The 19,865-nt window shown below is 73.0% G+C and carries 15 protein-coding genes; 9 read left to right on the forward strand and 6 right to left on the reverse strand.

Features of this window, described 5'->3' with window-relative positions:
- Positions 1-46 precede the first annotated feature (46 nt).
- Both ACIPN7_RS17930 and ACIPN7_RS17935 read right to left on the reverse strand, forming a co-directional pair.
- Positions 47-1,072: an L-idonate 5-dehydrogenase gene (locus ACIPN7_RS17930; RefSeq protein WP_400545037.1), complete on the reverse strand. Its 1,026-nt coding sequence runs from the start codon at positions 1,070-1,072 to the stop codon at positions 47-49.
- The gene (locus ACIPN7_RS17935) at positions 1,069-2,346 is read right to left on the reverse strand and encodes an MFS transporter (RefSeq protein WP_400545551.1); all 1,278 of its coding nucleotides are present in this window, start codon (positions 2,344-2,346) and stop codon (positions 1,069-1,071) included. Before ACIPN7_RS17935 ends, ACIPN7_RS17930 begins: the two co-directional genes overlap by 4 nt.
- Positions 2,347-2,636: 290 nt before the next feature.
- Between ACIPN7_RS17935 and ACIPN7_RS17940 the strand changes: the two genes are divergently transcribed.
- The 8 genes from ACIPN7_RS17940 (at position 2,637) to ACIPN7_RS17975 (ending at position 10,251) form a co-directional block, all read left to right on the forward strand.
- A complete protein-coding gene (locus ACIPN7_RS17940) occupies positions 2,637-3,347 on the forward strand; it encodes a GntR family transcriptional regulator (RefSeq protein ID WP_400545040.1) in 711 nt (236 codons plus the stop codon).
- A 149-nt stretch (positions 3,348-3,496) separates the two neighbouring features.
- Positions 3,497-4,192 (forward strand): ABC transporter ATP-binding protein, encoded by a 696-nt coding sequence (locus ACIPN7_RS17945; protein ID WP_400545043.1) that lies wholly within the window; start codon positions 3,497-3,499, stop codon positions 4,190-4,192.
- Positions 4,189-5,472 (forward strand): ABC transporter permease, encoded by a 1,284-nt coding sequence (locus ACIPN7_RS17950; RefSeq protein ID WP_400545046.1) that lies wholly within the window; start codon positions 4,189-4,191, stop codon positions 5,470-5,472. The genes ACIPN7_RS17945 and ACIPN7_RS17950 overlap by 4 nt, the downstream gene beginning before the upstream one ends.
- Positions 5,473-5,555: 83 nt before the next feature.
- The gene (locus ACIPN7_RS17955; protein ID WP_400545049.1) at positions 5,556-6,278 is read left to right on the forward strand and encodes a ZIP family metal transporter; all 723 of its coding nucleotides are present in this window, start codon (positions 5,556-5,558) and stop codon (positions 6,276-6,278) included.
- A gap of 130 nt (positions 6,279-6,408) precedes the next feature.
- Complete coding sequence (locus ACIPN7_RS17960; protein WP_400545052.1) at positions 6,409-7,908, forward strand: arylsulfatase; 1,500 nt, start codon at positions 6,409-6,411, stop codon at positions 7,906-7,908.
- An 8-nt stretch (positions 7,909-7,916) separates the two neighbouring features.
- Positions 7,917-8,906 carry a formylglycine-generating enzyme family protein gene (locus ACIPN7_RS17965; protein WP_400545055.1) on the forward strand — a complete coding sequence of 330 codons (990 nt, stop codon included), beginning with the start codon at positions 7,917-7,919 and terminating at the stop codon, positions 8,904-8,906.
- Positions 8,903-9,814, forward strand: coding sequence for a haloacid dehalogenase-like hydrolase (locus ACIPN7_RS17970; protein WP_400545058.1), 912 nt, complete (start codon positions 8,903-8,905; stop codon positions 9,812-9,814). The genes ACIPN7_RS17965 and ACIPN7_RS17970 overlap by 4 nt, the downstream gene beginning before the upstream one ends.
- Before the next feature lie 32 nt (positions 9,815-9,846).
- Positions 9,847-10,251, forward strand: a complete 405-nt coding sequence (locus tag ACIPN7_RS17975; RefSeq protein WP_400545061.1) for a hypothetical protein — start codon at positions 9,847-9,849, stop codon at positions 10,249-10,251.
- A 22-nt stretch (positions 10,252-10,273) separates the two neighbouring features.
- Here the strand turns inward: ACIPN7_RS17975 and ACIPN7_RS17980 are convergent, their stop codons facing one another.
- The 4 genes from ACIPN7_RS17980 to ACIPN7_RS17995 all read right to left on the reverse strand — a co-directional run bounded on the left by ACIPN7_RS17980 (position 10,274) and on the right by ACIPN7_RS17995 (position 14,905).
- Positions 10,274-13,048: a LuxR C-terminal-related transcriptional regulator gene (locus tag ACIPN7_RS17980; protein ID WP_400545063.1), complete on the reverse strand. Its 2,775-nt coding sequence runs from the start codon at positions 13,046-13,048 to the stop codon at positions 10,274-10,276.
- 232 nt (positions 13,049-13,280) lie between these two features.
- Complete coding sequence (locus ACIPN7_RS17985; protein WP_400545066.1) at positions 13,281-13,739, reverse strand: hypothetical protein; 459 nt, start codon at positions 13,737-13,739, stop codon at positions 13,281-13,283.
- Positions 13,736-14,257: a DUF1269 domain-containing protein gene (locus ACIPN7_RS17990; protein WP_400545069.1), complete on the reverse strand. Its 522-nt coding sequence runs from the start codon at positions 14,255-14,257 to the stop codon at positions 13,736-13,738. The genes ACIPN7_RS17985 and ACIPN7_RS17990 overlap by 4 nt, the downstream gene beginning before the upstream one ends.
- 90 nt (positions 14,258-14,347) lie before the next feature.
- Entirely contained in the window at positions 14,348-14,905 is a 558-nt protein-coding gene (locus ACIPN7_RS17995; RefSeq protein ID WP_400545071.1) for a hypothetical protein, read from the reverse strand.
- Between the two features lie 266 nt (positions 14,906-15,171).
- On the opposite strand from ACIPN7_RS17995, the gene ACIPN7_RS18000 reads away from it, so the two are divergent.
- On the forward strand, positions 15,172-19,815 hold the full coding sequence (locus ACIPN7_RS18000; RefSeq protein WP_400545074.1) for a hypothetical protein: 4,644 nt from the start codon (positions 15,172-15,174) through the stop codon (positions 19,813-19,815).
- Positions 19,816-19,865 lie beyond the last annotated feature (50 nt).

Below are 19,865 nucleotides of genomic sequence, written 5' to 3' on the forward strand. Positions count from 1 at the left end.
ACAGCGCCGCCGCCGGCGGCTGCTCAGCCCCGCCGACGGCGCACGCTCAGCCGTCCGCGAGCCGGATCATCACCTTGCTGCTGTCCCGGCCCGCGGCGGCGGCCAGCGCCGCGCCGGCCTCCTCGATGCCGAACCGGTGGGTGATCACACCGGACACGTCGAGCCCGTCGCGGAGCGCGTCGAGCGCGTCGCCGATCTCCTCGACGAACCGGTAGGCGCCGATCCACGTGATCTCGCGGGTCACGAGGTCGCCGAGCGCGGCGGGTGCCGCCGTGCCGGGCAGGTTGCCGACCTGCACGAGGGTGCCGCCGCGGGCCGTGGCCCGCAGCACGCCGCCGAGCGCCGCCGGGGCGCCGGACGCCTCGAAGACGAGCTCGCTGTCGGGCGGCAGCACGTCGCCGTCCGCCACGTTGAGCACGTGGTCGGCGCCGAGCTCCTTGGCCACGGCCAGGGAGGCGTCGGAGACGTCGGCCGCGGTGACGGAGGCGGCGCCGGCGTGCTTCGCGGCGGCCACGACGAGGCACCCGATGGGACCCGCGCCGTTGACCACCACGTCGCGCCCGGTGACGGCGCCGGCCCGGCGTACCGCGTGCATCGCCACGGCGAGCGGCTCGGCCAGCGCGCCCAGCTCGGTGCCGACGCCGTCGGGCAGACGGCGGAGCTGGGCCGCGGGGACGGCCCGCAGCTCGCTGAACCCGCCGTCGGTGTGGGGGTGGAAGGCGGCCGACCCGAAGTACCGGACCTGCGAGTGCAGGTTGGTGCGTCCGGCCAGCCGCTCGGGCAGCACGGACTCGGCAGTGGCCTGCGCCGGGTGCACCGTGACCGGCGTGCCCGGCGCCCAGCCGGTCACGCCGGGCCCGCTCGCGACCACGCGCCCGGCCACCTCGTGGCCCAGCACCAGCGGGTCGCGCAGCACCGCGGTGCCCGAGGCGCCGTTCCTCCAGTAGGCGACGTCGGACCCGCAGACGCCGCCCCACTCCATGGCCACGACGACCTCGCCGGGCCCCACCACGGGGTCGGGGCGCTCCTCGACCCGCAGGTCGCCGGCGCCGTGGACGACGACGGCCCTCATGCCGCGTCCTCGAGCTGGACCAGGTCGCGGCCCTGGGTCTCGGGGGAGAGGCGCGCCGCCACCAGGGTGATCGTCGAGTAGACGACGAGCATCGCCGCGATGGGCCACCAGCTCCCGGTCGCCGCGGTCAGCGACGCGGCGATGACCGGCCCGATCGCGGTGGCGAGGATGCCGCCGATCTCCTTGGACAGGGCGAGCTGCGTGAACCGGGTGCGGGCGCCGAACAGCTCGGCCATCGTCACGCTCTCCAGGGCGAACAGGCCCAGCACGCCGAGGTTGAGGCCGGCGATCATGCCGAACAGGAGCGCGGCGGTGCTGCCGCTCGTGATGAGCAGCATCATCGGGAACGCGAACGCGATGGTCAGCAGGGACAGCGCGGTGTAGATGGCGCGCCGGCCGAACCGGTCGCCCAGCATGCCGACCAGGGGCACGGTCACGAAGCCCGCGATGGAGCCCCACATGATGGCCTCGGTGGGCAGGGCCCGGTCCATGGCGAGGCTGGTGGCGATGTAGCCCACCAGGAAGGTCTGCACCAGGCCGGAGTTGCCCGCCTGGCCGAACCGCAGGGCCAGGGTCAGGAAGAACGCCTTGCCCTTGCGCTGCGCCAGGGCGGCCTCCAGCACGGGTGCGGCCTCGGCCTCCTTGACCTCGGCGCGGGTCAGGGCCACGCCGTCGACGACGTCGGGGCGGGCCTCGAAGACGGGGCTCTCCTTGACGTTCCGGCGGATCCAGACGGCGAAGATCATCAGCACGAAGCTGAGCAGGAACGGCAGGCGCCAGCCCCAGGACAGGAGCTGCTCCTCGCTGAGCACGACCAGCAGCAGGGCCCACAGGGCGGAGGCCGCCAGGGTGCCGGAGTTGGTGCCGAGCGAGACCAGCGAGGCGACCAGGCCGCGCCGCTTGACGGGCGCGTACTCGGCCAGCATCACGGTGGCGCCCGCGATCTCGGCGCCGGCGCCGAAGCCCTGGATCAGCCGCAGCGCGACCAGGAGGATCGGCGCGGCGATCCCGATCATCTGGTAGGTCGGCAGCACGCCGATCAGCGTGGTCGAGACGCCCATGAGCGCGATGGTCAGGAACAGCACCTTGCGGCGTCCGATCCGGTCGCCCATGCGGCCGAAGTAGACGGCGCCCGCGAGCCGCGCCACGTACCCGACGCCGTAGGTGGCCATCGCGGCGATCAGCGCGATGGCGGGGCTGACCCCGGGGAAGAAGATCTGGTTGAAGACGATCGCGGCCGCCAGCGAGTAGAGCTGGAAGTCCATGAACTCCATGGCCGTGCCGAGCCAGCCGGACACGGCGGCCCGGGTGAGGTCCTTGGTGGACCGGGTGACTGCGTTGCCCGGCGAGCTGCCCGGTGAGGTGTTCCCCGATGAGGTGTCGCCCGGTGAGGTCATAGCGGTGTCCGCCATGGGAGGTGCTCCTTGACTTCTGTGACTGACGTCGTTGTCCGCACGGCCGCGACGGCCGATGTGTGGCAGGCCTTGTATGTAAGCAGCGTCCACAAGTCTGTGTCAACCGTCGGTGGCGCGGGATCGGGCGCCGTCTCGTCTAGACTCCGGGCATGGGGCAAGCCTCGACCCGATCGAACCGGAGCGTCGTCTACGAGACGCTGCGGCGCAAGGTGCTCACGCTGGAGCTCGCTCCGGGCGCCTCCCTGTCGGAGAACGAGCTGGCCGCGTCCCTCGGCGTGAGCCGCACGCCGGTGCGCGAGAGCCTGATCCTGCTCGGCGAGGAGGGCCTGGTCCGGGTCTTCCCCAAGGTCGGGTCCTTCGTCTCCCGGGTCGACGCCGAGCGGGTCGCCGACGCGCAGTTCCTCCGCGAGGCGGTCGAGCTGGCCGCCTTCGACGACATCCCCGGGACCCTCGACCCCGACCTGCTCGCGGAGCTCCGGGCCAACCTGGAGCAGCAGCGCGAGCCCGGGCTCGACATCGAGCGGTTCTTCGCGCTCGACGAGGCGTTCCACCACGGCCTGCTGCGGCTGAGCGGGCACGGCAGGGCCTGGTCGACGGTCGTCGCGGCCAAGGGGCACCTCGACCGCGCGCGCCGCCTCGGCCTGCACGAGACCAACGGTGTCGGCCGCTTCGTGGACGAGCACCATGCCATCCTCGACGCCGTGGTCGCCGGTGACATCTCCGGCGCCCGCGACAGCCTCCGGGCGCACCTGCGTGCCGTCTTCGACGACATCGAGAAGACCCGGCAGCGCTCGCCCGAGCTGTTCGCCGCGGACGACGGGACCGTGCCCGTGCGCCGCAGCATCGCCGTCTGGGAGTAGCCCTCCACCGTCCCGGGCGAGCGGGCCGGCGACCCCATGTACTACCAGGGGGGTACACAGGAGTCATCGCTGGGACGATTCGCGCGCGCCCGTGGTGGACCAGAGTCGGTCACGTCAACACCTCCGGCACCACGAGAGAGGCGGCCGCCGTGGCCTCCCCACTGATCTCCGTCAGCAACCTGCGCAAGACCTACGGGTCCGGCCCCGGCGCCTTCGAGGCGCTCAAGGGTCTCGACCTGGACATCGCCCCGGGCGAGTCCCTGGCGATCGTCGGCAAGAGCGGCTCGGGCAAGTCGACCCTGATGCACCTGCTCGCCCTGCTCGACCGGCCCACCTCCGGCACCATCACCCTGGACGGCGCCGACACGTCGCGGCTGTCCGCGCGGCAGCTCAACCACACCCGCAACAGCGCCTTCGGGTTCGTCTTCCAGCAGTTCTTCCTCAACGCCCAGGCCGGCGTGCTGGACAACGTGACGCTCCCGCTCAAGATCGCCGGGGTGCCGCGCCGCGAGCGCACCGCCCGCGGCATGGCGGCGCTGGCCCAGCTCGAGCTCGACGACAAGGCGGGCAACCGGGCCAACGACCTGTCCGGCGGGCAGAAGCAGCGCGTGGTCATCGCCCGGGCGCTGATCAACGAGCCGCGCGTGATCTTCGCCGACGAGCCGACCGGGAACCTGGACACCGCCACGGGCGCCGTCGTGGAGGACATCCTCTTCGACCTGAACCGGCGCCAGGGCATCAACCTGGTGGTCGTCACGCACGACGAGGAGCTCGCCTCCCGCTGCGACCGCAGCATCCACGTCCGCGACGGCCGCGTGGCCGCGCACGCGGAGGTGGCGGCATGAGGGCGCTCGACGTCGTCACCACGGCGTTCCGCAACGCGTTCCGGTCCCGGTTGCGGACCAGCCTGACCGTCCTGGCGATCTTCATCGGCGCGTTCACGCTGTCGGTGACCAACGGCCTGGGCACCGGCATCAACCGGTACATCGACGACACGGTGGCGTCGGTGGGCGTCGACGACGTCATGACCGTCACCGCGACGAACGAGGACGCCCCGGCCGACGGCGGTCCCGCCGAGTACGACCCCGACCAGATCGCCGTCGAGGGTCCGCCCGGGGCGACGGCGACCGCCCTGACCGACGACGACATCGACACGATCGCCGGCATCGACGGCGTGCTGTCCGTCGAGCCGGTCAAGGAGGTCACCACCGACTACGTCCAGCACGACGGCGGCGACAAGCTCCAGCTCTCGATCTCCCAGTTCGTGCCGGGGATGAAGGTCGAGCTCGCGTCCGGCACCCAGGTCGACCTCGACGCCGCCGACCCCCAGGTGGTCCTGCCCGAGAGCTACCTGGAGCCGCTGGGCCTGGGCGGCGCGGCCGACGCCGTCGGGCAGACCGTCGTGCTGGCCGTCACCGACGGCACCGGCACGCAGGTGACAACGGAGGCGGACGTCGTCGGCATCGCCGAGCCCGGCGTGATCAGCATGGCCGGGGCGATCCCCAACGACACGCTCGCCGAGACGCTCTACGACCTGCAGACCACGGGGGCGCCGGAGGCGGAGACCACGCGGTACGCCCAGGCGTCGGTCTCGTTCGACGCCGCGGCGGGCGACGAGGCGACGCAGGCCCTCAAGGACCGGCTGGAGGACGCGGGCTACACCGCCTCCACCCTGGAGGACCAGCTCGGCACGATCACCTCCGTGATCGACGCCATCGTGCTCGTGCTCAACGGGTTCGCGGTGATCGCGCTGGTCGCGGCCGCCATCGGCATCGTCAACACCCTCTTCATGGCGGTCCAGGAGCGCACCCGCGAGGTGGGGCTCATGAAGGCGATGGGGCTCTCCAGCCCGCGCGTCTTCGCCCTGTTCAGCATCGAGGCGGTGGTCATCGGCCTGGTCGGCAGCGCCCTGGGTGTGCTCGCGGCGATCGGCGTCGGGCAGCTCGTGGGCGGAATCTCCGGGGACCTCCTGGCCAACCTCCCGGGGCTCACCCTCATCGCGTTCGACCCGGTGACGGTCGCCGCCGTGGTGCTGGGGGTCATGGCCATCGCGTTCGTCGCCGGCACGCTGCCCGCCCTGCGCGCCGCCCGGCAGGACCCGATCTCCTCGCTGCGGTACGAGTGACGCGCTGCCCGCCGCCCCCGGGGGCGGCGGGCAGGACCTGCCGTTACCTTCGAGCCCATGGACCTCCAGGTGGGCCGGGCCCGATGCTCGTAGCGGCGCTGTGGGGCGCGGTCGGTGCGGCGGCGCTGGTCGTCGGCGCCCTCGTCGCCTACGCCGGGGCGCCGAGCCGCCGGTTCATCGCCGTCGTCATGGCGCTCGGCGCCGGCCTGCTCATCGGGTCGGTCGCCTTCGAGCTGGTCGACGAGGCGGTCAAGACCGCGTCGGTCGGCCTCGTGGGGCTGCTCACGCTGCTGGGCGCCGCCACGTTCACCGTGGGGGACTGGTGGCTGGGGCGCAAGGGCGGCGGCGGGCGCAAGGACGCGGACGGGGCCCAGGCGGACGGGAACCCGCTCGCCATCGTCTTCGGCTCGGTCCTTGACGGCGTCCCGGAGTCGTTCGTGCTGGGTCTGACGGTGCTCCAGGGCGACGTCAGCGTCGCCCTGCTGGCGGGCATCGTCCTGAGCAACTTCCCGGAGGGCCTGTCGTCCTCCAGCGGGCTGCGCGCCACGGGCTGGGCGCGGTCGCGGGTGCTGTGGATGTGGTCCGTCGTCGTGCTGGTCTCCGCGGTGAGCGCCGCGCTCGGCTTCCTGCTCCTCGACCCGGCCACCGGGCGTACGGGGGCGGCCGCCCAGGGGTTCGCCGCCGGCGCGCTGCTCGCGATGGTCTCGAACACCCTGCTGCCCGAGTCGTACAAGGTGGAGGGCGTGGCGACCGGCTCGCTGGTGGCGATCGGCTTCGCCGTGTCCCTGATGTTGTCCGCGCTCTGACGGCGCGCGGTCGAGCGCCCCGCCGTCGCGCACCTCACCCGTTCTGGGGGAGCCCGGCCGGGGACGCCGCGGCGAGCATGGGGTCACCCGCGCAGGCAGCGGCACGTCCCGCCGACTCGAAGGAGACATCGTGGCCGACGCACCGAACATCCTCGTCATCTGGGGTGACGACATCGGGATGAGCAACATCAGCGCCTATTCCGACGGCGTGATGGGGTACCGCACGGAGAACATCGACCGGATCGCCGCGGAGGGCGTCCGCTTCACCGACTACTACGGGGAGCAGAGCTGCACCGCGGGCCGGGCGGCGTTCATCACCGGGCAGAACCCCTACCGGACGGGGCTGACGAAGGTCGGCATGCCGGGTGCGAAGGTGGGCCTGCAGGCCGAGGACCCGACGATCGCCACGGCGCTCAAGGAGCAGGGCTATGCGACTGCCCAGTTCGGCAAGAACCACCTCGGCGACCGCGACGAGCACCTGCCGACCATGCACGGCTTCGACGAGTTCTTCGGCAACCTCTACCACCTGAACGCGGAGGAGGAGCCGGAGCTGGACGACTACCCGAGACCGGAGGAGTTTCCCGACTTCCGCAAGAACTTCGGTCCGCGCGGGGTGCTCCACTCGTGGGCGAACGGCGACGGGACGCAGCGGATCGAGGACACCGGGCCGCTGACCCGCGAGCGCATGCGGACGGTCGACGAGGAGTTCCGGGACGCGGCGCTCGGCTTCATGCGGGACAAGGCCGGCGGCGACCGGCCGTTCTTCCTGTGGTTCAACTCGACCCACATGCACTTCCGCACCCACGGCAAGCCCGAGAGCAAGGGCCGGGCCGGCCGGTGGCAGTCGGAGTACCACGACACGATGCTCGACCACGACGACGTCGTCGGCAGCCTGCTGGACGAGCTGGACGAGCTCGGCATCGCCGAGAACACGATAGTCATCTACTCCACCGACAACGGCCCGCACATGAACAGCTGGCCCGACGCCGGGATGACGCCGTTCCGCAACGAGAAGAACTCCAACTGGGAGGGTGCCTACCGCGTGCCGGCGATGGTGCGCTGGCCGGGCAGGATCGAACCGGGCACCGTGCTCAACGGGCTCTTCAGCCACAACGACTGGTTCGTGACCCTGCTCGCGGCGGCCGGGGAGCCGGCCATCGCCGACAAGCTGCGGGAGGGCACCGAGCTCGCCGGCACCCGGTACAAGGTGCACCTGGACGGCCACGACCAGCTCCCGTACCTGACCGGCGCCGCCGAGGAGTCGCCACGCCGGCACTTCTTCTACGTGTCCGACGACGGGGACCTGACCGGGCTGCGCTTCGACAACTGGAAGATCGTGTTCCTCGAACAGCGTGCCGCCGGGACGCTCGACATCTGGCTCGAGCCGTACGTCGAGCTGCGCGCCCCGAAGATCTTCAACCTGCGCACCGACCCGTTCGAGCGCGCCGACATCACGTCCAACAGCTACTTCGACTGGATGCTGGACCACGCCTGGATCCTCGTGCCGGCGCAGACGTACGTGGGCCAGATGCTGACGACGCTGAAGGAGTTCCCCGCTCGGCAGGAGCCGGCGAGCTTCAACGTCGAGCAGGTGCTCGCCAAGCTCCAGTCCGGCCTGCCCAGCGCATGACGGCACACATGGACGAGGACACCCGCACCGCCGGACGCGTCCGGGTCGACGGCGGGCTGTTCCGGATGGGCTCCGACGACCACTACCCGGAGGAGGCGCCGGCGCACCCCGTGCGGGTCGACGGGTTCCGGATCGACCGGTTCGCCGTGACGAACGCGCAGTTCGACGTGTTCGTCGCGGCCACCGGGTACGTGACCGTGGCCGAGCGGCCGCTGGACCCGGCGCTCTACCCGGGCGCGCCGCCCGAGAACCTCGCGCCCGGGTCCATGGTGTTCACCCCGACCCCTGGCCCGGTGGACCTGCGCCACCTCAGCCAGTGGTGGGCCTGGGTCCCCGGGGCGTCGTGGCGCCGTCCGGAGGGGCCGGGCTCCGGGATCGACGAGCGTGGCGACCACCCCGTGGTCCAGGTCGCCCACGAGGACGCCGCCGCCTACGCCGCGTGGGCCGGGGCGCGCCTGCCCACGGAGGCGCAGTGGGAGTACGCCGCCCGGGGCGGGCTCGACGGCGCCGAGTTCACCTGGGGCGACCAGGCCCGGCCCGGCGGCCGGGTCCTGGCGAACACCTGGGACGGCCCCGACTTCCCGTGGCGGTCGACCGGCGGGTCAGGCTTCACGCGGACGGCCCCGGTGGGGTCGTTCCCGCCGAACGGGTACGGCCTGTTCGACATGGCGGGGAACGTCTGGGAGTGGACGGCGGACTGGTGGACCGGCCGTCACACCGCGGCGGCACCCGACGCGTGCTGCGCGCCCGTGAACCCGCGCGGCGGGGATGCCGAGGCCAGCCGGGACCAGCGTCAGCCGCAGTTCGCCGTGCCCCGCAAGGTCATCAAGGGCGGGTCCTTTCTCTGCGCCGACACGTACTGCCGGCGCTACCGGCCCGCCGCGCGCCGACCGCAGGCCGTCGACACCGGGATGAGCCACGTCGGCTTCCGCTGCGTCCGTGAAGACGCCGCCCCCGCGGTTCCGCCAGGCACCACTCTCCTTGGAGTCGCACCATGACCGACGTCGGCCAGCTCCCCTCGTGGCGTCCCGGCGGCACCCGGGACGCCCTGCTCGGGTTCCTCGACGACGCCACCACGATCCCGCCCGAGGACCGCGTCGCCTACTTCGACAACGACGGCACGCTGTGGTGCGAGCGCCCCACCTATGTCCAGTACGAGTTCTACGTCGACGCGCTGCGGCGACGGGTCGAGGCGGACCCGTCGCTCGCGGGGGAGGCCGAGTTCCGCGCCGTGCTCGCGGGTGACAGCGCGGCGGTCGGGGAGATCGGGCTCGAACGCGTGGCGCTGGCACTGGCCGGCCTCTTCCAGGGGCTCGACCCGCAGGCGTTCACGCGCGAGGCCCGGACCTTCCTCGCCGGCGGTGCCCACCCCACCCTGGGCCGGCCGCTGAGCGCGGTCCGCTACCGCCCGATGCTCGAGCTCCTCGACGCGCTGCGGGCACTGGACTTCACCGTCGGGGTCGTCACGGGCGGTGGTACCGAGTTCGTCCGCGCGGTCAGCCAGGAGCTGTACGGTGTGCCGCCCGAGCTGGTCGTCGGGACGATGATCGCGTACGACCTCGGGCAGGACGCCGACGGCCGGCCCGCCCTGCGGCGCACGGCTCGCGTGCTGGGCGACGTCAACGAGGGCGCCGCCAAGGTGACGAACATCCAGACCCAGCTTGGCAGGCCCCCGGTGCTCGCGGCCGGGAACTCCGCGGGGGACCACGAGCTCCTGGAGTGGGCCGCGGCCGCCGCCGGGCCGCACCTGTCCCTGCTGGTGGACCACGACGACCCCGAGCGAGAGTTCGCCTACGCCAGCCAGGCCCAGACCTTCGAGGCGACGGAGCCGGTCACGGCGACGGCCGACCGCCTCGGCTGGACGACCGTCAGCATGAAGGACGACTGGGCGGTCGTGTTCCCGTGAGCAGGGCTTCCGGCAAGCAGAGAGGTACGAAGATGAGACGGACAACAGGGGTCCTGGTCGGGCTGATGCTCCTGGCGACGGGCGCGTGCTCGGGCGACAGCCCGGAGGCGAACACGGAGCAGGCGTGCGGCGCGGCCGACGACCTCACGGCCGCGCTGGACGACTTCCGCTCCACGCTGACGCCCGACGCCACGGTGGACGAGGTCCGCGCCGCGCGCGACGACCTGGGCCAGGCGTGGCAGGAGTTCGACTCGGCGGCGTCCGACGTCGTCGCGGACCGCTCCGAGGAGCTCGACGAGGCGTGGGACGGCCTCCAGAAGGCCGTCGACGACGTCGCGGGCGAGGCGACGGTCTCAGGTGCGATCGACACGCTCCGCGACGAGGCGCAGGGCCTCAAGGACGCCAAGGACGACGTGGTGGCCGAGCTCGACTGCTGAGACGCGCCGGACGGCGTCGTCGTCACAGCAGGTGGAAGCTCCGCGCGATCTTGAGCGCCTCGCTGCGCCGGGACGCCGCGAGCTTGGTGTACAGGCTCGACACGTGCGTCTTGACGGTGTTCTCCGAGACGAAGAGCGCTGCCGCGATGTCCGCGTACGTCGCGCCGCGGGCCAGCTCGTTGAGCACCTCCCGCTCGCGGGGGCTCAGGGCAGGCGGGACGAGAGCCAGGCTCACCTCGCCGAGCTCGCGGGGCGTCGCGGTCATCGAGGCGTAGAGCACCGTCACGTCGGGCCGTTCGGCCGCGGTGGCGGCCAGCTCCTGCGCCCAGGACCCGGCCGGTCGCTCGACCAGCCGGCGCAGCAGCGTCGCGACGGGCGTGCCCTGGCGCGTCCAGCCCAGGAACGGTGCGGCGTTCCGGCGGGCCTCGGTGACGGAGATCGCCTCCGCCAGCCGGTCCTGCGAACCCGACGGGTCGCCGAGCGCGTCGAGGATCTGGGCCTCGCACACCAGCGCGAGCGCACGGGTGGGCGGCTGCGAGTAGGCGGCGTCCGCGGCGGCGGCCTCGAACGCGACCGCCGCGCCGCGGCGGTCCCCCTCCCGGTCGGCGCGCAGGCCCTGCACGAGCGCCGCCTCGCCCACGGCGCCGAGCGCGTCGAGAGTGCCGTGCAGCGACTTCAGCGTCTCGCGGTCGCTCGCGAGCACCGCCACGAACGCCTGCTCCATGAGCAGCGCGACCCGCAGGTGCTCCGGGAGCTGGTCGTCGGTCAGGCGCTGGCTCTCCCGCGGGGTGAGGATTCGCTGGGCCTCGACCACCTCGCCCGCCAGGACGGCCTGGCGGGCGTCCAGGACGCGGAACCAGAAGCGGGTGCACAGGTCTGCGCCGTGCCGGTCGGCGCCGGTGACCTGCGCCTCGACCGGGCCGGTGGGCGAGGGCACGTCCAGCAGGCGCGCGAGCAGCCGGGCCAGCCGGGCCCGCGCGGCGACGAACGGGAGCGTACGCGCCCCCGGGGCGTCGGCGGCGACGAGGACCTCGCCGGCCAGCTCCACGCACGCGTTCTCGCGGCCGCGCATGTACTGGGTGAAGGCGAGGTGGCTCAGGGCGAGGACCCCGAGCGGCGCGAGGCCCTGGCTGCGTGACAGGCTGACGGCGAGGGTGAGGCTGGTCTCGGCCTCGGTCAGCTCGCCGAGCCAGTTCTGCGTCACCCCCAGCTCGGCCGCCAGAACGGGCAGGACGTCGGCGTTGGCCTCGCGCACGGCCGGCCGGCTCTGGGAGGCCACCACCACGCGCTTCGCGTGGCCGACGGCGGCGTAGGCCGGCTCGAGCCCGAGCGCGACGCGCCACAGCCGCACGCAGGCGATCGACGCGTCCAGGCCCTCCGGCCCGCCCGCCAGCCAGGTCGGCGACCACCGCCGCTGGGCGGCCAGCAGCCGGTCGCCCCAGTGCCGCACCCCCTCCAGGTCGTCCCGGATCCAGCAGTCGAGGGCGATGGCGAACCAGATGTCCGGCCGGCGGTCCACGATCTCGGGCTGGGCCCGGACGAACTCGCCCACCTCGTCGTGCTCGCACTGGTCCAGCACCATGCGCACGCCGTCCTGGGCCAGCACGTCGGCCGCCTCGGTGGGCGCCCCGACCCGCACGAGCCGCGCGAACGCCCTGGTCAGGTTGCCGCGCGCCATGTCCAGCTTGACGGCACGGATCACGGTGGCGCGGGCGCGCGCGGCGTCGACGCCGCCCACGGCGAGCTGTCGCTGGACCACGTCCGCCAGGAGCGGGTGGACCCGGAAGCCGCCCTCGGCCGGCGTGCCCTCCGCCGGCCCCGGGTCGCACCCTTGGTCCGCGCGCATCACCAGCAGGCCCGTGTCCTCCAGCTCGGCGAGGATCTCGCCCGCGTGCTGGTCGTGGGAGAGGTGGGCCGCCGCGGCCACGGTGACCACGCCGTCGCCGGCGATGCACAGCAGGAGGTGCCGCTGGCGGGGGGTCAGCGTGCTGAACACCTCGCCCGCCACGCGCGTGGCGATCGGCGTGACGTCGTGCGCCAGGTGGTGGGCCACGGCCGCCGGATCGGGCGCGGCGCTCAGGTCGCGGGCGGCCAGCACGGCGGCGGCGCACCAGCCGTCGGCGTGCCGTGCCACGGCGTCGAGCACCTGCCGGTCCTCGGTGCGGGCGTGCGCCGCGACGAGCTGCGCGGCCTCGGCGTCGCTGAGCCGCAGCAGGTCGCCCCGCAGGAACGTGAAGTTGCCGAGCAGCTCGGGCACGAGACGGGTCAGCGGCAGCACCCAGTGGCTGAGCAGCAGGAGCCGCATGCCCTCCGGCGCGTTGTTGAGCCGCTCGTCGACGCGGCGCAGGGCCGACGACGGCAGCAGGTGGGCGTCGTCGACGACGACCAGGCGTGGCGGCTCGCCGGACGCGCGCTCGCCGGGCCCGCCCGGGCCGTCGAGCGCGGCGTCGATCCGCTCGGGGGTCCACGAGCCGTCGGCGCGCACCCAGACGGCGTGCTCGGCGTGCGCCGGGGCCGCGTGCCGCAGCCACCCGGTCACACCGAGGGTCTTGCCGGCGCCCGCCGGGGCGACCAGCAGCGTCACGGCGCCCTCGGTCGCCGCGTCGAGCCGCTGCCACAGGCGCAGCCGCGGCACGTAGACGCGGGGCAGGCGGGGCAGCTGGTCGTCGTCGGCCGGCCGGCGGGTCGTGCCCGGCTGGGCCGGTGTGCCGACCGTGTACCCGGCTCGTGACGCGCGGGGCGCACGGGGCGTGCGGGTTCCGCCATGGCGGGCGACGGGGCTCGGGTTGGCGCGCATTCCGCGGATTCCTCACTTGACGGTGAAGTGGCGGCCGCCCCCTGGCCGCCGGCCGGTGACGGGGGAACCCCACCGGCCAGGAATTCACGTATTACCGCACCTCCGGAAAGACCGGTCAGGAATGCCGCGTCGGAACGCCGCTCCAGGAATCGGTCACACGCTTACCTGCCATGATGCCTGCCCTTCTCCACCGGTGCCTGCGCACCGGGTGGATTCACCCCGGCGACCGCGTTCAGTCGCCCCGTGCGACAAGGGTCGACAATGCCCAGATCACGAATACGTCGAAGGCGATGATCACCAGGCTCCAGACGGGGTAATAGGGGATGAAGGCAAAGTTCGCGAGGGCCGACAACGCGGCCAGGACGATGCCGGCCACGTACGCCCAGGTCTGCCCCGCGAGCACGCCGATACCGGTGGCGAGCGCGACGGCCCCCACGACGATGTGGATCCAGCCCCAGGTCGAGACGTCGAGCTGGAACACGTACTCGGCGCCCGTGACGTACACCGTGCCCGCGGCGGTCGCGGCGATCCCCTGCAGGATCTGGAACACGGAGACCATGATGAGCATGACCCCGGCGAACGCCGAGGTGGTCAGGGCGACGGTGCTCGTCTGCCCGTAGTCGGTGGAGCTCACGCGGCCGCTCGGGTAGGTCCCGGGGACCGGCTCGGAGCCGGATGCTGCGCTGGTCATGATTTCTCCTCGTCGGTAGGTCGCTCGTCGCCGAAGACCTCGCGGAGCGCGGCCTCCTGCTCGGCGTCAAGGTTGGTGAAGATGAGTTCGGGCGCCTCCTGCCCGGCGAAGGCGTCCTGGATCTTGTCGACGACGGTGTCCGAGGACAGGATGAACAGCGCCGACGTCCCCGGCGTGATCTTGTCCCGGACCCGGTTGATGAAGCCGTCGTCGATCCCCACGTCCGTGAGGGCGCCGCTCAGGGCACCCGTGGCGGCGCCGATGGCCGCGCCGAGCAGGGGGACGAAGAACAGGAGGCCGAAGAGCATCCCCCAGAAGGCGCCGCCGAGGGCCCCCGCCCCGGCCAGCGACGAGAGCTGATGGGTCCTGGGCTTCTTGGCCCCCGTGTCCCACCGCACGGTCGCGGCGTCGTGGATCGTGACGAGCCGCTCCTTGGCGAGCCGCTGGATCGACTTCGCAGCCTCGTCCGCGCCGTCGGCGGTCTTGAACTTCCAGGCGGTGAGCGTGGACTGGGACATCGAGGGCTCCTAGGGCTCGCGCGGGTGGCCTGACACTGCCACTCCACCTCTCGTGCCCCAACCGGGCATCACCCGTTCCCGGTGAAACTCCTACCGGTCGGCCGGGCGCGCCGTGGTGCGCTTCTGCACCTGGCTGCCGATCACTGCGAGCACGACCCAGAGCACCAGCATGAGGACGACGGCGCCGCCGCTCTCCGGCTTCCACAGCTCGCCCGCGTCGGTCCAGAGGCGGCCCACACCGGACAGCACCAGGGCCGCCCCGGCCACCGCCGTGCCCCACACCAGGAACCGGCGCTCCAGCCGGCGGGCCAGGAACGCGCACAGCAGGGCCACGGCCGGCACCACGATCACGGCGAGCAGCACGTCGGCGGTGCCGCCCTGGACCAGCACGAAGAGCTTGGCCCCGATCAGCGCCCCGACGCACAGGCCGCAGACGAAGAACAGCAGCCGGGCCGCCACGAGTGTGAGCAGGAACGCCAGCACCGCGCCGGCGACGCTCACGAGCAGGGTGGTGGCCGTGTCGGCGCCCATCGCCTCGGCGAGCATCCACGACACGCCGAACCCGGCGGCGAGGACGGTGAGGCGCACGGACAGCGACCCCGCGAGCAGCAGGACCAGCCCGATCAGGGTGACGGCGAGGGCGGACATCACGGACCCTCGGGATCGGTCGGCCGACGGCGTTGGGTGCGCACCGTCCCAGACTCGGGCGGCCGGGGGCCCGCCGGGTCACCCTGTTCGGGTGACGCCGCCGTCCCGGCGGGTGATGTGGACGGCGGCATTCCGTCTGACGGAATTCACCCGTACCCCGGTGGCGGCCCTCGGCCCTGGTTCGTAGCGTCGAGGTGCCCGCTCCGACCAGGCGCGGCTGAGAAGGAGGCACCGGTGCCGGGATCGAGCGTCGAGACGGTCGTCGGGTGAGCGGCGCGCGCCGCTGGGTGGCAGTGCTGGCCACGGTCACGCTCGCGGGCGGGGCCGTCGTCGTCCCCGTGGTGCTCGCGCCCGCGGCGGCGGCCGCCACCCTGGAGCCGTCGGGCCTGCAGACCGGGATGGTGATGGACGGGACCACTGATCCCGCCGCGCCGCCGGAGACCTTCAGCTGGGGCGACTTCGTCACGGACGTCGAGCCGGACGGCAGCTTCACGTTCACGCCCACGGGGCCCTATGTCACGGAGCAGGGCAACAGCTCCACCGGCGTCGTGCAGGGCGGCTTCGCCTGGGACAACGGGACGGTGGGCGCATCCTGCGACGCCAACCCGGACGCGACCGGTGCCCCGCCGAGCCAGAACCCCGGCACCAACCCGTGGGTCCCCGGGCCGGCAAACCCCAATGCCAAGGGCGACCTCTGCTCCACCGGGTACGGGGTCGAGATCGTCACCGACGCGGCGGGCGGCCGCCACGCGATCCTCTACGGGTACTGGACGCGGTACGTGGGCAACGGCGAGGTCAGCATCTTCCAGAACCTCGAGGGCCCGGAGCCGGGCCGGTGCGACGACGTGCTCCTGGAGTTCAACTACGCGGCGTCGGGCACGACCGCCGTCGTCGAGCGGTGGACGCCCACAGCGGGTGACGGCTGCGCGGACCCGCTCGGGGCCGGAACGTGGGCCCCGCAGCCGGGCACCGCCGACTTCGACTGGTCGGTCGGCGTGCGGAGCGAGGGGCCGCCCCTGACGAATCAGCCGCAGGAGACGTTCGGCGAGTTCGCGATCGACCTCAACTCCGCCGGTCTGTTCTCGCCCGAGGCCTGCTCCGCGTTCCAGGTCTCCGAGATGTTCACCCGCACGGGGAACTCCGAGAACGCGAACATCCAGGACTTCGCCGACCACGCGCCGGACCGGACGAGCATCTCCAACTGCGGCACGCTGACGGTGACCAAGGAGACCGTGCCCGACATCGCGGGCGACGGCGACCAGTTCGGGTTCACCGTGGCCAGCGACACCGGACCGGTCCTGCCCGGACCGCCGACGGTGGAGACCCTGGTCGACACCGTGGCGAGCGGCGAGACCAAGACGTACCCGGACGTGCTCGCCGGTCTCTCGTACTCGCTCACCGAGCCCGACATCCCCCCGCCCTGGGCGCTCGAGTCGCTCGTCTGTACCGCGGTCCCGCTGGTGGGCGGTCCGCCGGAGCAGTTCGTGCTCGACGACCCCTCGGACAGGTTCCCCGTGACCCCCGGGAACACGACGGACTGCGTGATCACCAACTCGGCCGCCGTCGTGACCGTCACCAAGCAGACCGAGCCCGACGGCGCGCCGGACACCTTCGGGTTCGACGTCACCGGCCACGACCCGGTGACGCTGGGCGACGGAGCGAGCGTGTCCTTCCCGGTCCCGGCGGGTGCCCCCGTGACGATGTCGGAGGCGGAGGTCGACGGCTGGCTGCCTCCGGAGATCGACTGCACGGCCGCGGCGACCGTCGAGGAGCGCGCCGCCACCGTCGTCCCCGTGGCGGGCGAGGAGATCGAGTGCACGTTCACCAACACACAGCTCGGCACGGTGATCGTCTCGAAGGAGGCGCACGGCGTGGACGGGCGCACGTTCGACTTCACGAGCGACATCCCGGGGGGTGAGTCCTTCTCGATCGACGTCGAGCAGGGGGACGGCACGCTGTACGAGGAAGTGATCTCCGACGTCCCGGCCGGCACCTACACGATCGAGGAGCTGACCGACGGCGGCGACCCCGCGACCGAGCTCGCCGACCTCGCCTGCACGTACGGCGGCGCCGACCACTCGGGGGACCCGGCCACCCGGGCCATCGATCTCACGGTGCTGCCGGGGGAGACCGTGCGGTGCTTCTTCACGAACACGATGCCCGGGTCGATCACCGTCATCAAGCGCACCGAGCCGGTGGAGTTCGACCAGGAGTTCGGCTTCGTCCTCACGCCGCCGGAGGGCGAGGCGACGCCGTTCACCCTGAACGGCAACTCCGAGCCGCCCAACGTGGCCCTGCGCGCGTTCCTCGACCTGGAGGCCGGCGTCCACACGATCACCGAGCCGGCCGACGAACCGGGCTGGGCGCTGAGCGACCTGACGTGCAACGACGACTTCTGGACGCCGACGGCGGACGGGCGCGGTGTCGAGGTGGACCTCCCCGCGGGCGGCGTCATCGTCTGCTTCTTCACCAACTCGGCCGACCCCGCCGCGGTGTCACTCACCAAGACCGTGTCGGGCGCCGGCCCGGACCTGCCCTGGTCGTTCGACGTCGAGCTGGCCGATCCCGCCGGCGGTGTCGTGACCAGGACGTCGACGTCAGGTTCCCCGACCGTCGACTGGGGCGACCTCGTCCCGGGCGTCACGTACACGCTGCGGGAGGCCGGCACGACGCCGGACGGGTGGACCCGCGGTGAGATCACCTGCACCGGGCTGACCGACCTGAGCGCGGACCCGGGCTTCCAGCTGGTGCTCGACCCGGGCCAGGACCTGGACTGCGTGGTGGAGAACACCGTGACGCCGTCGTCCGTCAGCGTGTCCAAGGTGGCCGCGGGCATCGGCGCGGCCCAGCCGTGGGAGTTCGACCTGAGCATCGACCCCCTCCCGGCGGGCGAGACCTCGCCGCGGACCGTCGCGGGCACCGGGCAGGGCGGCGAGACGGTGACGTGGTCGGGCCTGCTGCCGGGGCAGACGTACTCGATCACCGAGGGCGACGTACCGGGATGGACCGCCGAGACCATGTGCACCGGCATCGAGGACGTCGATCCGGGCAGCCCGGGCCTGCAGTTCGTCGCACCCGTCGGCGAAGCGGTCTCCTGCACCTTCGTCAACACCGCGGTGCAGGGGAGCGGGACCCTGACCAAGACCTCGGTCGGCGGCGACGGCCAGTTCGAGCTCGTCCTGACCGACCTGGACGAGGCGGTCGACCCCGTGGTGGTGCCGGTCACGACCGTGGACGGCACCACCACCGTCGACCTGCCGCCCGTCGTGCCCGGCGTGCGGTACTCGCTCGTCGAGTCCGGGGTCGACGGCTGGATCGAGGGGGAGCTGACGTGCACGATCACCCCTGCGGACGGCGGCGAGCCATTCGTGATCGAGGACCTGAGCGACTTCTCGGTGAACCCGGGGGACGTGGCGGACTGCACGGTCGAGAACATCCGGACGGGCACGATCGTGGTGGCGAAGGCCGTCACCGAGGGGGACGGCGAGTTCGAGTTCACGGGTGACTGGCTGGATCCGCCCCAGTTCTCGATCGTCACCCAGGGCGGCATGGGCGCACAGACGTTCCCGGACGTGGACCCCGGCGCCTACACCGTGACGGAGCTGGCGCAGGACGGGTTCGAGACGACCGACCTGACGTGCGTGGACGGCGACCCCGACGGGGAGCCGTCGGGCGCGGACGGGCTGGTCGGCTCGGTCCAGCTCGACCCCGGCGAGACGGTGACCTGCACCTACACCAACGCGCCCTGGGGCATGCTCCTGGTGGACAAGCAGACGAGTCCCGCGGGCGCCCCACAGGAGTTCGACTTCTCCTGGGGGCCGGACGGCGGGCCCCAGGAGCCGTTCGTCCTGACCGACGCGGACGAGCCGTTCGCCGCGGGGCCGGTGACATCCGGTACGTACCGGGTCGGCGAGGACCTGCCACCGGGATGGACGCTGGCGGACATCACGTGCACGGGTGCGGCCGGGGAGGTCACGGTGGCGATCCCGGCCGTCACGGTCGACGTCGGGCTGGGCGAGACCGTGCTGTGCACGTTCTCCAACACCGCCGACGCCGGCAGCGTGACCGCGCAGAAGACGGTCGCCGGCTGGGCCGAGGACGCGCCCTGGTCGTTCGACCTGGTGCTGACCGGCCCCGGCGGTCCCGTGCCGGTCACGGTGACCGACGAGGAGCCGGTGGCGAGCTGGCCCGACCTGGAGCTCGGCGCGTCCTACAGCCTCACGGAACCGGATCCCGGCGCAGGCTGGTCGGCGGACCTGTCCTGCTCCGGGGCGGACGACGAGGACCCCGGCGCCGACGGGTTCCAGTTCACCGCGACCGCCGGGCTCGTGCTCTCCTGCGAGGCGGTCAACACGGCGGCACCCGCCGACCTGTCCGTGACCAAGACCGTGGAGGCTGCGGACCCGGGGCTGGAGTGGTCGTTCGACCTGGTGCTCACGCCAGACGACGCGGCCGAGCCGGGGACGCAGACGGTCTCCGGCACGGGCCCGGGGTCCGCGACGGTGTCGTGGACCGGGCTGGTGCCGGGCGCCGGGTACACGCTCGCCGAGCCGGAGCCAGGTGCCGGGTGGACGGCAGGCCCGGTGACCTGCGGCGGGGTGGACGACGCCGACGCGGACAGCCCGGGCTTCCAGCTTGTCGCCGAGCCGGGCGCGTCGCTGGAGTGCGCGGTGACCAACACCGCGGCGGCAGGGCCGACCCCGACCCCGACCCCGACCCCGACGCCCTCCCCGGCCCCGCCGGGGCCAGGGCCGGACGTACCGCCCGGACCGGGCGCCGCGCCCGGACCTGACGGCGGCGACCTCGCGACGACCGGCACGGATGTGGGCGGCCTGCTGGCGGCCGCGGTCGTGTTCCTGGTGCTGGGATCCGTGCTCCTGGTCGGGGTGCGCGTACGCCGCGCACGCTGACCGGGGACGACGCCGCGCCGTATGACAGCCGACACATGCGGAATGCGGCA

Source organism: Promicromonospora sp. NPDC090134 (genome assembly GCF_044746965.1).
In the GTDB taxonomy this organism is placed as follows: Bacteria; Actinomycetota; Actinomycetes; order Actinomycetales; family Cellulomonadaceae; genus Promicromonospora.